Source organism: Pseudomonas sp. NFACC51 (assembly GCF_900103575.1).
GTDB lineage: Bacteria > Pseudomonadota > Gammaproteobacteria > Pseudomonadales > Pseudomonadaceae > Aquipseudomonas > Aquipseudomonas fluorescens_Q.
This window is the reverse complement of record NZ_FMXH01000003.1, coordinates 92,857-106,017: the sequence shown is the minus strand read 5'-3', so window position 1 is coordinate 106,017 and position 13,161 is coordinate 92,857. Positions and strand designations below refer to the sequence as shown.

At 62.3% G+C, this 13,161-nt stretch carries 8 protein-coding genes and 1 pseudogene; 3 read left to right on the top strand and 6 right to left on the bottom strand.

Going from position 1 to position 13,161, the window contains the following annotated elements:
* Nucleotides 1-7: 7 nt before the first annotated feature.
* Nucleotides 8-1,285 carry a sensor histidine kinase gene (locus tag BLT00_RS07315; RefSeq protein WP_092148252.1) on the bottom strand — a complete coding sequence of 426 codons (1,278 nt, stop codon included), beginning with the start codon at nucleotides 1,283-1,285 and terminating at the stop codon, nucleotides 8-10.
* A gap of 265 nt (nucleotides 1,286-1,550) precedes the next feature.
* On the opposite strand from BLT00_RS07315, the gene BLT00_RS07310 reads away from it, so the two are divergent.
* Nucleotides 1,551-3,044, top strand: coding sequence for a YifB family Mg chelatase-like AAA ATPase (locus BLT00_RS07310; RefSeq protein ID WP_063323825.1), 1,494 nt, complete (start codon nucleotides 1,551-1,553; stop codon nucleotides 3,042-3,044).
* Here the strand turns inward: BLT00_RS07310 and BLT00_RS07305 are convergent, their stop codons facing one another.
* From BLT00_RS07305 to BLT00_RS07295, 4 genes and pseudogenes are all read right to left on the bottom strand, one after another.
* Nucleotides 3,045-4,259 (bottom strand): aldose 1-epimerase family protein, encoded by a 1,215-nt coding sequence (locus BLT00_RS07305; RefSeq protein ID WP_092148255.1) that lies wholly within the window; start codon nucleotides 4,257-4,259, stop codon nucleotides 3,045-3,047. It lies immediately after the preceding gene.
* A 237-nt stretch (nucleotides 4,260-4,496) separates the two neighbouring features.
* Nucleotides 4,497-5,219: a methyl-accepting chemotaxis protein gene (locus BLT00_RS32465; protein WP_371856170.1), complete on the bottom strand. Its 723-nt coding sequence runs from the start codon at nucleotides 5,217-5,219 to the stop codon at nucleotides 4,497-4,499.
* A gap of 180 nt (nucleotides 5,220-5,399) precedes the next feature.
* Nucleotides 5,400-6,314, bottom strand: a pseudogene (locus tag BLT00_RS32460) (Cache 3/Cache 2 fusion domain-containing protein); the annotation flags it as partial.
* Between the two features lie 346 nt (nucleotides 6,315-6,660).
* Entirely contained in the window at nucleotides 6,661-7,581 is a 921-nt protein-coding gene (locus tag BLT00_RS07295; protein WP_063323822.1) for a LysR substrate-binding domain-containing protein, read from the bottom strand.
* Between the two features lie 159 nt (nucleotides 7,582-7,740).
* Here BLT00_RS07295 and BLT00_RS07290 point away from each other — a divergent pair, with 159 nt between their 5' ends.
* A complete protein-coding gene (locus BLT00_RS07290; RefSeq protein ID WP_063325198.1) occupies nucleotides 7,741-9,135 on the top strand; it encodes a NorM family multidrug efflux MATE transporter in 1,395 nt (464 codons plus the stop codon).
* 50 nt (nucleotides 9,136-9,185) lie between these two features.
* Here BLT00_RS07290 and BLT00_RS07285 read toward each other — a convergent pair whose 3' ends face one another.
* Nucleotides 9,186-10,856, bottom strand: a complete 1,671-nt coding sequence (locus tag BLT00_RS07285) for a putative bifunctional diguanylate cyclase/phosphodiesterase (protein WP_092148261.1) — start codon at nucleotides 10,854-10,856, stop codon at nucleotides 9,186-9,188.
* Nucleotides 10,857-11,129: 273 nt separating this feature from the next.
* Here BLT00_RS07285 and rep point away from each other — a divergent pair, with 273 nt between their 5' ends.
* Nucleotides 11,130-13,139, top strand: coding sequence for a DNA helicase Rep (gene rep / locus BLT00_RS07280; protein ID WP_092148264.1), 2,010 nt, complete (start codon nucleotides 11,130-11,132; stop codon nucleotides 13,137-13,139).
* Nucleotides 13,140-13,161 lie beyond the last annotated feature (22 nt).

Here is a 13,161-nt window from a genome sequence, read left to right as displayed (position 1 = left end):
GGGCCACTCAACCACTCGCAGCGTGTTGAAACGGCTCCGGGGTCAGTGCCAGCGGCAGCTCCAGGATAAAGAGCGCGCCCTGGCCCGGCCCCGCGCTCTGCGCCGTCAGATCGCCGCCCATCTCGTGCGCCGCCAGAATGCAGCTGTGCAAACCAAAGCCGTGACCGTCGACACGCGTGGTGAAGCCGTGCTCGAACACCCGCGCAAGATTGTCCTGCGCAATCCCCTCGCCATTGTCCTGGACCTCGACCCACACGCGCCTATCGTCAACGACCTTCAGGCGCAGGATGATCTGCGGTGGCCGGTTCACACCGGCGTCCAGCGCCTGCTTGGCGTTGTTGATCAGATTCACCAGGATCTGCAGCACGCGGTGCTTGTCCAGTGGCATTTGCGGTATATCGCTGAACTCCTTGATCAGCGTGATGTGGTGGCGGGCCAGGGACACATCGCAAATGCGCACGACATCCTCGACCAGCTCACGCAACGAGCCCGGCTCCAGCACGCTGGCGTTGCCGGCGTAGGATTGCTGGGTGGCGACGATTTCCTTGATGTGGTCGATGCGGCGGGTCAACTGCGCCAACTCGGCGATCATGCCCTGCTGCTCGACGGCCAGCGCGTCGGCCAGCTTGTCGAGATAGTCCGGTAGCGCGCGACCTTTCGGGTCGCTGCTGATGAAGTCACCGAGGTCATCGGGATGCTCCTTCATCAGCTGGGCAACCTTGGCCACCCCTGGCCCCTTGGAGGTGTGCACCTTCTCGTACAGGACCTGGGCTGACACATTGACGCTGTTGAGCACATTGCCAACGTTGTGCAGCACATTGGTGGCGATCTCCGCCATGCCGGCGCGGCGGGCGGTGGTGACCAGTTCGGCCTGGGCCTCGCGCAACTCGTCGTTGACCTTGGCCAATTGCTGCGGGCTGGGGATCTTCAGGGCCGCCGGTACCAGCCGGACCAGCAGGATGGCGGTAATCACCGAGGCAATCGCAGTGATGACCTTGACCAGCGCCATCAACCAGTAATAAGGCTGCCAGATGGTCAGGATCTCCATCACATGGCTGGTCCCGCAGGCCAGGATGAACACGCCAAAGGCCGCGAGCATCCAGTCGAACGGCACGTCCTTGCGCTTGTGGATAAAGTACAGGAGCGTGAAGGGGATGGTGACGTAGGACAGGGCGATCAAGCTATCGGCGATCACATTCGTCCACAGCAGATCCGGACGCCACATGTAGCAATGCCCGTGGGGCATGAAGCGCTTGTCGGTTAACAGAGCCAGCAAATCGTTCATGGCCACTTCCTCGTTGTGCCGTTGATACCGCCAAGTGCCGACTGGGCAAATCGGAGTCTAGCAGAGGGCCCTTCCCGGGCATTTTGCGTGGACAGGCGAGACGGTGATATGCGCTACCGCACCTCGCTTGTCGCCCTCGGCCGTCACTCGCTGTCGAAACATCCTGCCAAATTTTCCCCCTTCAATTGCCGCGCCCAAGCTCATCCCCACGACTAACCTTCCAGAGCCGCAGGACGCGGCGCCCTATTCACTCAAGGAATGATTCATGTCGCTTGCCATCGTCCACAGCCGCGCCCAAGTAGGGGTCGAGGCGCCTGCCGTTACCGTTGAAGTCCACCTGGCCAATGGCTTGCCGTCACTGACGATGGTTGGCCTGCCGGAGGCGGCGGTGAAGGAAAGCAAGGACCGGGTGCGCAGCGCGATCATCAATTCGGGCCTGAGCTTCCCTGCGCGGCGCATCACCCTGAACCTGGCGCCGGCGGATCTGCCCAAGGACGGCGGGCGGTTCGACCTGGCGATTGCCCTGGGCATCCTGTCGGCCAGTGTGCAGGTGCCAACCCTGACGCTGGACGACGTCGAGTGTCTCGGTGAGTTGGCCTTGTCCGGCGCGGTGCGCCCGGTGCGCGGGGTACTGCCAGCGGCGCTGGCGGCTCGCAAGGCCGGACGCATGCTGGTGGTGCCACGGGCCAACGCCGAGGAAGCCTGCCTCGCGTCGGGCCTGAAGGTGATCGCCGTGGATCATCTGCTCGAAGCAGTGGCCCACTTCAATGGGCACACACCGGTCGAGCCTTTCGTTTCCAATGGGCTGCTCTCGGCCAGCAAGCCCTACCCCGACCTGAATGAAGTACAAGGCCAGGCCGGGGCCAAGCGTGCCCTGCTGATCGCTGCCGCGGGGGCCCATAACCTGTTGTTCAGCGGACCACCAGGCACTGGCAAGACCTTGCTGGCGAGCCGTCTGCCCGGGCTGCTGCCGCCCCTGGCCGAGAGCGAGGCCCTTGAGGTCGCGGCGATTCAGTCGGTTGCCAGTTGCGTGCCGCTGAGCCATTGGCCGCAGCGGCCGTTTCGCCAGCCCCATCACTCGGCTTCCGGCCCAGCGCTGGTGGGTGGCGGGTCGAAACCGCAACCCGGGGAAATAACCCTCGCCCACCATGGCGTGCTGTTTCTCGACGAGCTGCCGGAGTTCGACCGCAAGGTGCTGGAAGTCTTGAGGGAACCGCTGGAGTCAGGGCACATCGTGGTGTCCCGCGCCCGCGATCGAGTACGGTTCCCGGCACGCTTCCAACTGGTGGCGGCGATGAACCCCTGCCCCTGTGGATATCTTGGCGAACCCAGCGGTCGTTGCTCCTGCTCACCGGACATGGTGCAGCGCTACCGCAACAAGTTGTCCGGTCCGTTGCTGGACCGTATCGACCTGCACTTGACCGTGGCCCGGGAAGCCACCGCACTTAACCCGAAGAGCACAACGGGCGAGGACACGGCCACTGTCGCCGAACGAGTGGCCGAGGCCCGGGAACGCCAACAGCGACGCCAGGGCTGCGCCAATGCCTTCCTGGATCTGCCGGGCCTGCGTCGGCATTGCAAGTTATCCACAGCCGACGAAACCTGGCTGGAAACCGCCTGCGAGCGGCTGACCTTGTCGCTGCGTGCCGCCCACCGCCTGCTCAAGGTCGCACGGACATTGGCCGACCTGGAACAAGCGGCAAGCATCCGCCGCGAGCATCTGGCCGAAGCGTTGCAGTATCGGCCTGCTACACCCTGATCACGGCTTGGTCAGGTCCACCAGCGGCGTATCGCGCACTTCGGTCTTTTGACCGTTCTGGATCGCATCGATGCGCTTGAGCGCCTTATCCACAGCGCCCTTGTCCGCCAACAGGCTGTAGTGGATCTGGAACTGCCTGTGCTCTTTCGGCCTGATCGTGGGCACCAGGCCCAGTGGCCGCTGATACCGGCGGTTATAGGAAAAACTGGTGCCCGGTTCCAACCCGGTCACGTAGCCCTGGCCTTGGGTATCGGTATTTTTCCACAGGGAGAACACGGGCAGCGTACCGGTGTTGAAGCCTACCGACACACCGAGGCTGCCGGCCTTGTTGTGCAGCACGGTGAGGGTGTCGCCCTTGGCGTCAGCGTAGGGCACGACGTTATAGACGGTTTCGTCATAATCCTTGGTCGGGGCTCGGTAGGTTTGCCAATCCGGCAAATCGCCCTTGGCCTTGTCGTTGAACGGCGAGACCTGCTTGACCGGTGCCGCGAAACGAGCGCCCTGCTCCAGGAAAGGCGTGCTGAAATTGCTGTGGTAGAGCGCTTGGTATTCCTTCGGGTAATCGCCGTTGTTGGTCAGTGTGTCGCTGAGCGCGAACGTCACACTGCCGGGCTCGGTGACCAGCTCGGTCTGTACCGAAAAGTCGACCTTCTTGAACGCCTGCTCCTTCAACTCGCCCCGCAGGGTGATGGCGTAAGGCGGTTTTTCATCAATGTGCAACGTGACTTTGTTGGCAGGAATATTAGCGGCGCGACCATGCAGGGTCAGCAGCTCACCATTGTCCATGCCGGGATGGCCGACCCACTCGTAGCCGCAACGGGTGACCAGCTCGTTGAACCCTTCGAGCCAGCCCAGCCCGCCTCGACCGTTGAGTTCGATGAACGCCGGGTTGACCACTTCCTTGACGGGCGAATCCCAACCCATGCGCACATTCCCGACCGAAGCCTGCAGCACGTTCATGCCACGGGTCGGGACGACTGAAAGCTTCAGGGTGCCATTGTCGATGTCGACAATGCTGACGCCTTCCTGCCGGCCGCCGTGCAGGGTGCGCATCGTCACGGAAAAGGGCTTGCCGGTTTTCACACCGAGTTGCTGGCTGGTGATTTGCCAGGGTTGAGCGGCTTTATCCGTATCCAGCAGGACGTAGTCCCAAGCCATCGCATGGGAGGCAGCGCCCAAGGCGCCAAGGGTGATGAGGAGTTTGAGCGGAGTCATGGTCACGACCTTTTATTGGAGTTGTGCGGTTTTTATAGACTTGAAGAAACGTTTCAGCAAGCTTAAAAACAGCAATATTCCTAAAAAAGGCACGACCACCAGATGGCAGCTTTTGTGGGAGCGAGCCTGCTCGCGAAGGCGGTGGGTCAGATTGAGATGATGTTGGCCGGGCGGCCGTCATCGCGAGCAAGCTCGCTCCCACAGGGGTATGGGTGAGCTTGCTCATGACGGGAGGCTTCAGCGGAACCGATCAACCTCTTGGCGCAGGTCCTGGGCCAGTTTCTCCAGTTCCTTGGCGGTGAGTGCCAGGTTCGAGACCACTTCGCGCTGTTCGCTGTTGGCCATGGCGATGCTTTGCAGGTTACTGCTGAGCAGGGTCGCAGTGCTGCTTTGTTCCTGGGTGGCGGTGGTGATCGCCGCAAACTGCTGGCCCGCCGAACGGCTCTGCTCATCGATTCGGGCCAGGGCCGTGGCCACGTTGGCGTTGCGCGACAGGCCTTCCTGCATCAACAGGTTGCCCTGCTCCATCGTGCTGATGGCATTGCCGGTTTCCTGCTGGATGCTATTGATCATGCTGGAAATTTCGTCAGTAGCCTGGCGAGTACGGGAAGCCAGGCTGCGGACTTCATCGGCCACCACGGCGAAACCACGGCCCTGCTCGCCTGCGCGGGCGGCTTCGATGGCGGCGTTCAAGGCCAGCAGGTTGGTCTGCTCGGCGATCGAGGTGATCACACCCACGATGCCGCCGATTTCCTGGGAGCGCTGGCCCAAGGTATTGATGACCGTGGCCGTGCTGTTCAGCGCACCGGCAATTTGCTCCAGGGACGACGACGCTTCGTCCATCGAGGTTCGGCCAATGCGGGTTTGCTGGGCGTTTTCCTGGGCCAGGCGCTCGGTGTTGCCCATGTTGTCGGCAATGTTCAATGAGGTCGCACTGAACTCTTCCACCGCGCCGGCCATGCTGGTGATTTCGCCGGATTGCTGTTCCATGCCTTCATACGCCCCGCTGGACAACCCGGACAGCGCCTGGGCACGGCTGTTGACCTCCTGGGAGGCCTTGCGGATGTGCTCGACCATGGTCGACAAGGCCTGGCTCATCTGGTTGAAGGCACGGGCCAACTGCCCGATCTCATCATGGCTCGACACGTTCAGGCGCACGCTCAGGTCACCGGCGCCCAAGGCTTCGGCCTGGCGCACCAGGTCCCCCAGCGGCGCCAGTTTGCTGCGCAGCAACCACATCGCCGAGCCGACCGCCAACAACATCGCCAGCAGGCTGCCAATGGCCAGTTGCGTACCGACGCTCCAGGTCACGGCACGAATCTCGGTTTTGGGCATGCTCGCCACCACCGCCCACGGCCCACCTTCGAACGGTACGGCAACGCTGTAGAAATCTTCGGCGGTATCGGTCCAGAACGCGCCTTTGCCCGGCTTTTTGATCAGGCCCGTGATGATTGCGGTAGCGTTGTCCAGCGCCTGCACGCCGGCCGGCGGTACCAGCCATTTGTTTTGTTCGTCCAGCAGCGCCAGGGAACCGGTCTGGCCGATACGGAAGCGCTTGAGGTTCTCGAACTGCGCGTTCTGCGCATCGGTGTAGTCGAAGCCTACGTACAACACGGCAATGATCTTGCCGCTGCTGTCGCGTACCGGCGTGTACTGCGACATGTAGAAGCGCCCGAAAAGCAGGGCCCGACCAATGTAGCTCTGCCCGCTGATCACCGGGCCGTAGGCGGGACCGGCGCGGTCGAGCACAGTGCCGATGGCCCGCGTACCGTCCTGTTTGCTGACGGAAGTACTGACGCGGATGAAATCGTCGCCGCTGCGCACGAATACCGTGGCGACCCCGGCTGTCATCGCTTTGAAGTCGTCCACTTCCTTGAAGTTGTTGTTCAACACTTCGCTACCCAGGTTCAAGCCTGGGGTTTGCACGCCCGCCACTGTCACCGGCTGGTCTGGATGCACGCTCAGGCCCGCGCTGAAGCGCTTTTCGAACAGGCCGGCCAAGCGCTGGGTACTCTCGCGCAAGGTACCGTGGAACGTATTGAGCTGATCGGCCATCAGGCGCGCTTCGCTGGCCAGGTGTTCTTCACGGGTGGCGAGGTTGGCAGCGTCCAGCGAACGCAAGGCGAAGACAGTACTGCCGGAGATCACGACCGCCAATATCACAGCGAGGGCAAGGCCTAGCTGTGAGGCGATCCGGGCACGGGGTTGAGACATGACGGCTCCTGGCCGAGAGACCGGATCATCCTGATCACGCTCGCACGCTCGGCATTTTATTCGGGGTGGGGTGTAAGTTGGCCTTTCTGAACGAAGGTTCCATCTTCACGGATTCGGCGGCAAAGCCAAATACTTGAGCGGCTTGGAAGGATTAATATCAAGTGGCTAGCACGCCAACTGCAACGTTTCAGCCCAGACGCTGCACATCAGGTAATTGCATGGCCTTCACCTCACCTTGGAGAAAGTCGCTGAGCCGGCGCAAACGTTCACCTCCCGGCCGGGTTTTCGGCCAGACCAGGTAATAGTGTTCACCGCTGGCGACAGCCGTCGGCCATGGCAGGCTCAGGCGCCCCTGGGCGACGTCTTCAGCCACCATCAGCAGATCGCCCATGGAGACCCCATAGCCGCGTGCTGCTGCGATCATGCCCAGCTCCAGGGTATCGAACACCTGCCCCCCTTTGAGCGAGACCTTGTCGGACAGCCCCATGCGTTGCAGCCAATTGCGCCAGTCCCGGCGATCCGGCGTGGGGTGCAGCAATTCAGCGCTGGCCAACCGCGCCACATCCCAGGGCTGGTCGTTCAACAGGTTCGGCGCGCCCACCGGGATCAATTCCTCGGGAAACAGCAAACTGGCCTCCCAGTCTGCCGGAAAATGCCCGTTGCCCAGTAGTACGGCGCAATCGAAGGGCTCGACGTTGAAGTCCACCGAGTCGACGTCCATCCAGGCACTGGTCAGTTGCACCTCGTTGCCGGGCTGCAAATGCCGGAAGCGACTCAAGCGCGCCAACAACCACCGCATGGTCAGCGTGGAAGGCGCCTTCATGCGCAGGATGCCATCCTCACCATGCAAGGTATGGCAAGCCCGCTCCAGCGCCATGAAACCCTCACGTACGCCCGGCAACAGTAACCGTGCGGCCTCGGTCAATTGCAGGTTACGGCCGCTGCGCAGGAACAGCCGACAGGCAAAGTGATCTTCCAGCGTGCGAATGTGCCGGCTGACGGCGCTCTGGGTGATCGACAGCTCTTCAGCGGCGCGAGTGAACGAGCTGTAGCGCGCCGCGGCTTCGAATGCCCGCAGCGCATAAAGAGGAGGAAGACGACGAGACATCGCAAAAGCTCCATGGTCGTTGTTTGCAAACCCTACCAGAAACGCGTCCAGCATGAGTTTTAATCATGCCAGCGATCTTTTTTATCCCTTTGTGCAATCCGCCGAGAGCGCCGAGAATCGTTGCTTTACTGCCTTGTTTGAACATGGAGCGTGATGATCATGCGGCATCCGGTGCGTACCGAACTCTGGGCCCTCCTGCGGCTGGCGGGGCCGTTGATTGCCTCGCAGTTGGCGCACATGTTGATGGTGCTCACCGACACCGTGATGATGGCGCGCCTGAGCCCCGAAGCCTTGGCCGGCGGTGGGCTTGGGGCGGCCACCTATTCGTTCGTGTCGATCTTCTGCATCGGCGTGATCGCTGCGGTGGGCACGCTGGTCGCGATCCGCCAGGGCGCAGGCGATGTCGAAGGCGCCACCCGGTTGACCCAGGCCGGGTTATGGCTGGCCTGGCTGATGGCGCTGATGGCCGGGTTGCTGTTGTGGAATCTCAAGCCAGTGCTGCTGATGTTCGGCCAGACCGAAACCAACGTGCTGTCCGCCGGACAGTTCCTGCTGGCGCTGCCGTTCGCCCTGCCCGGCTACTTGAGCTTCATGGCCCTGCGCGGTTTCACCAGCGCCATTGGCCGGGCCACACCGGTCATGGTGATCAGCCTCGGCGGCACCGTGGCCAACTTCCTGCTCAACTACGCGCTCATCACCGGAATGTTCGGCCTGCCGAAACTCGGCCTGATGGGGATCGGCCTGGTCACGGCCATCGTTGCCAACTGCATGGCCCTGGCGCTGGCCTGGCATATCCATCGGCACCCGGCCTACCGCGCCTATCCGTTGCTCGAAGGCCTGTCGCGGCCCAATCGCCAGTACCTCAAGGAACTGTGGCGCCTGGGCCTGCCGATTGGCGGCACCTATGCGGTGGAGGTCGGGCTGTTTGCGTTCGCCGCGCTGTGCATGGGCACCATGGGCAGCACGTCGTTGGCAGCCCACCAGATCGCGCTGCAAATCGTCTCGGTGGCGTTCATGGTGCCGGCCGGGATGTCCTACGCCATCACCATGCGCATCGGCCAGCACTACGGTGCCGGGCAACTGCTGATGGCACGCCTGGCCGGTCGGGTCGGGATTGGCTTTGGCGCGGCCGCCATGCTGGCGTTCGCCATGGTGTTCTGGCTGCTGCCCCATCAATTGGTCGGCTTGTTCCTGGACCACGACGACCCGGCGTTCCGCGATGTGATCAACCTGGCTGTGAGCCTGCTGGCGGTGGCGGCGTGGTTCGAGCTGTTCGATGGCACGCAAACCATCGCCATGGGCTGCATTCGCGGGCTCAAGGACGCCAAGACCACCTTCCTGGTGGGCCTGGGTTGCTATTGGCTGATCGGCGCGCCGGCGGCGTGGTGGATGGCGTTCCACCTGAACTGGGGGCCGACTGGCGTCTGGTGGGGCCTGGCCCTGGGGCTGGCCTGCGCGGCCGTGAGCCTGACAGCGGCGTTTGAATGGAAGATGAAGCGGATGATTCGCAGTGAGCCCGGACGGCAGCGTTTCGAGGCCATCCAGGCCAAGTGAAATCCATCCCTTTGTGGGAGCGAGCAAGCCCGCACACACATGGGTTTGTGTCAGCTGATTTCCAGCATCGACTGCTGATCACCCTCGAACATCAAGTACTCAACCAACTCCGGCAACGGCAACGGCTTGCTGATCAGGAAACCCTGCACCTGGTCGCAACCGAAGCCGCGTAGCAGGTCCAGTTGTTCCTGGGTTTCCACCCCTTCGGCCACCACTTCCAGATTGAGGTTGTGCGCCAGGTTGATCATCGCGTGCACCAGTTTGCGGTTCTCTTCGCGCTGCTCCATGCCACCGACGAAGCTCTTGTCGATCTTGAGCAAGGCGATCGGCAGGCTGTTGAGGTGCACGAACGAGGAGAAGCCGGTGCCGAAGTCGTCCAGGGAGAAGCGCACCCCCAGGCGGCCCAGGGCATCCATGGTCTGCTTGACCAGTTCGCTGCGGCGCATGACGGCGGTTTCGGTGAGTTCGAACTCCAGCCATTGCGCCTCGACACCCCGCTCGGCAATCAGCCGGCTCAGGGTCGGCAGCAACTGGCTGTCCTGGAACTGTCGGAACGACAGGTTGACCGCCATGTGCAACGGCGCCAGCCCACGCTCGCGCAGGGCCTGCATGTCCCGCAGCGCCCGGGAAATCACCCAGTAGCCCAGCGGCACGATCAGGCCGCTCTGTTCGGCCAGCGGCACGAACTCACTCGGTGGCAGCAAGCCACGTTCGCCGTGACGCCAGCGTACCAACGCTTCGAGGCCGACAATGTGGCCGCCATCGAGGTTCAGCCGTGGCTGGTAATGCAGTTCCAACTCGTCACGGCGCAGTGCCCGGCGCAGTTCGCTTTCCAGGTCGGCGAGGCTGCGGGCGTTGCGATTGATGCGCTCGTTGAAGATATGAAAGGTGCAGCCCTGGGTGCTCTTGGCCTGCTGCATGGCGATGTGGGCGTGCCACATCAGCGGATCGGCGCCGGCCTGGGCGCGAGCATGGGCAACGCCCAGGCTGCAGCCGATCAGCAGGCTTTCACCGTCCACCCAATAGGGTTCGGCCAAGGCTTCGGTAATACGCTCGGCCATCCACTCGGCCCGCTGTGGTGCGCGGCGGGTGTCGATCAGCAGGGCAAATTCATCACTGCCCAACCGCGCCAATTGATCGCCGGCCTCGAGCGAGCTCTTGAGCCGCGACACCACTTGCAGGATCAAGCGGTCACCGGCCTGGTGACCGAGGGCGTCGTTGGCGTGACGAAAGTTGTCCAGGTCCAGGTGACCGAGCGCCAGGCCACGGCCGTCGTTTTCCGCCAGGCGCGCCGCCAGCAGCGTCTGGAAACCCTGGCGATTGGCGATGCCCGTCAATGGGTCCTGTTCGGCGAGGCGCTGCAAGGTGTTTTCCAGCACGCCGCGTTCGCGCACATGGCGCAGGCAACGACGCAGGGTCGCGCTGTCGAGGACATCACGCACCAACCAGTCGCTGACACCGTCGGGGGCAACCGCCGGCTCGTGCTCAAGCAACAGGATCGTCGGCAGGCTGCAACGGCCCGGCGCCGGCTGCAACGCCGTAACGGTCAACAACACCGCGTTGCGATTATCTTCGAACAGGCTGCTGACCGATTCCCAGCTCGGGGCGCTGATCAACACGACCGAGGGCCCCGAGGGCGCCAGGCACTCGCGCAATATTGCTGACCACGCAGGCTCTTGGGCCAATAACAGCAAACGCAAGGGTTCGACAGGCGTTGACAAGCTGACTCCCTAGACTCTGCAAGGTGGTAGGCGCCGGGCATTATGACGCGCCGATGGGCAATGACCAATGCCAATGGTTCTCAAACACGCGGTTTTGGTGGTTTTTTTCCACTCCAAACCCTGCGCTGGACGCAATTGGCCCCACATCCTGCGTGAAAGTAGCAGAAGCGGCAAATGACAATGCGCTATGCGTCACAAGTCGGACAGAGCAGCACAATTCGCTGAGCCTGTTAAAATGCCGGCCCATTTCGCAAACGACTCCCTGACTCTGTCATGTCCCGACTCAATCCCCGGCAGCAAGAAGCCGTGAACTATGTCGGCGGCCCTCTTTTGGTGCTCGCCGGTGCAGGCTCCGGCAAGACCAGCGTAATCACCCGCAAGATCGCGCACCTGATCCAGAATTGTGGCATCCGCGCCCAGTACATCGTCGCCATGACCTTCACCAACAAGGCCGCCCGGGAAATGAAGGAACGGGTCGGCGGCCTGCTGCGCGCCGGCGAAGGCCGCGGCCTGACGGTCTGCACCTTCCACAACCTGGGCCTGAACATCATCCGCAAGGAACACGCGCGGCTGGGCTACAAGCCGGGCTTCTCGATTTTCGACGAGACCGACGTCAAGGCCCTGATGACCGACATCATGCAGAAGGAATACTCGGGCGACGACGGCGTGGACGAAATCAAGAACATGATCGGCTCGTGGAAAAACGACCTGATCCTGCCGCCACAAGCCCTGGAAAACGCCCGTAATCCCAAGGAACAGACCGCCGCCATCGTCTACACCCACTACCAGCGCACCCTCAAGGCGTTCAATGCGGTGGACTTCGACGACCTGATCCTGCTGCCGGTCAAGCTGTTCCAGGACCACGCCGACATCCTCGAAAAATGGCAGAACAAGGTCCGCTACCTGCTGGTGGACGAATACCAGGACACCAACGCCAGCCAATATCTGCTGGTGAAGCTGCTGATCGGCAAACGCAACCAGTTCACCGTGGTGGGCGACGACGACCAGTCGATCTATGCCTGGCGCGGCGCGCGGCCGGAAAACCTGATGCTGCTCAAGGATGACTATCCGTCGCTCAAAGTGGTGATGCTGGAGCAGAACTACCGCTCCACCAGCCGCATCCTGCGCTGTGCCAACGTGCTGATTTCCAACAACCCCCACGAGTTCGAAAAACAACTGTGGAGCGAGATGGGCCACGGCGACGAGATCCGTGTGATCCGTTGCCGCAACGAAGACGCCGAAGCCGAGCGCGTGGCCATGGAAATCCTCAGCCTGCACCTGCGCACCGACCGGCCGTACAGCGACTTCGCGATCCTGTACCGCGGCAACTACCAGGCCAAGCTGATCGAGCTGAAACTGCAGCATCACCAGATTCCTTATCGCCTGTCGGGGGGCAACAGCTTTTTCGGACGCCAGGAAGTGAAGGACCTGATGGCCTACTTCCGCCTGATCGTGAACCCGGACGACGACAACGCCTTCCTGCGGGTGATCAACGTGCCGCGCCGGGAAATCGGTTCGACCACCTTGGAAAAACTCGGTAACTACGCCACCGAGCGCAAGATCTCGATGTACGCCGCCACCGATGAAATCGGCCTGGGCGAACATCTGGACAGCCGCTTCACCGACCGCCTGGCGCGCTTCAAGCGCTTCATGGACAAGGTTCGCGAACAGTGCGCCGGGGAAGATCCGATTTCAGCACTGCGCAGCATGGTCATGGACATCGACTACGAAAACTGGCTGCGTACCAACAGCTCCAGCGACAAGGCTGCCGACTACCGCATGAGCAACGTCTGGTTCCTGATCGAGGCGTTGAAGAACACCCTGGAAAAAGACGAAGACGGCGACATGACCGTCGAGGACGCCATCGGCAAACTCGTGCTGCGGGACATGCTTGAACGCCAGCAGGAAGAGGAAGACGGCGCCGAAGGTGTGCAGATGATGACGCTGCACGCCTCCAAGGGCTTGGAATTTCCTTACGTGTTCATCATGGGCATGGAAGAAGAAATCCTGCCGCACCGCTCCAGCATCGAGGCCGACACCATCGAGGAAGAACGGCGCCTGGCCTATGTCGGGATTACCCGGGCCCGCCAGACGCTGGCCTTCACCTTTGCCGCCAAGCGCAAGCAATACGGCGAAGTGATCGACTGCGCCCCCAGCCGCTTTCTCGATGAGCTGCCGCCGGACGACCTGGCCTGGGAAGGCAACGACGACACGCCGACGGAAGTCAAAGTCGTTCGCGGCAACAGCGCCCTGGCGGATATACGCGCGATGCTAAAGCGCTAGAATCGACTACTTTTTTCAACGA

What these genes read in the sequence shown, in the direction of transcription:
- BLT00_RS07315 (WP_092148252.1), bottom strand. Translation starts at nt 1,285, where the DNA reads ATGAACGATTTGCTGGCTCTGTTAACCGACAAGCGCTTCATGCCCCAC.
- BLT00_RS07310 (WP_063323825.1), top strand. Translation starts at nt 1,551, where the DNA reads ATGTCGCTTGCCATCGTCCACAGCCGCGCCCAAGTAGGGGTCGAGGCG.
- BLT00_RS07305 (WP_092148255.1), bottom strand. Translation starts at nt 4,259, where the DNA reads ATGACTCCGCTCAAACTCCTCATCACCCTTGGCGCCTTGGGCGCTGCC.
- BLT00_RS32465 (WP_371856170.1), bottom strand. Translation starts at nt 5,219, where the DNA reads ATGGCCGGCGCGGTGGAAGAGTTCAGTGCGACCTCATTGAACATTGCC.
- BLT00_RS07295 (WP_063323822.1), bottom strand. Translation starts at nt 7,581, where the DNA reads ATGTCTCGTCGTCTTCCTCCTCTTTATGCGCTGCGGGCATTCGAAGCC.
- BLT00_RS07290 (WP_063325198.1), top strand. Translation starts at nt 7,741, where the DNA reads ATGCGGCATCCGGTGCGTACCGAACTCTGGGCCCTCCTGCGGCTGGCG.
- rep (WP_092148264.1), top strand. Translation starts at nt 11,130, where the DNA reads ATGTCCCGACTCAATCCCCGGCAGCAAGAAGCCGTGAACTATGTCGGC.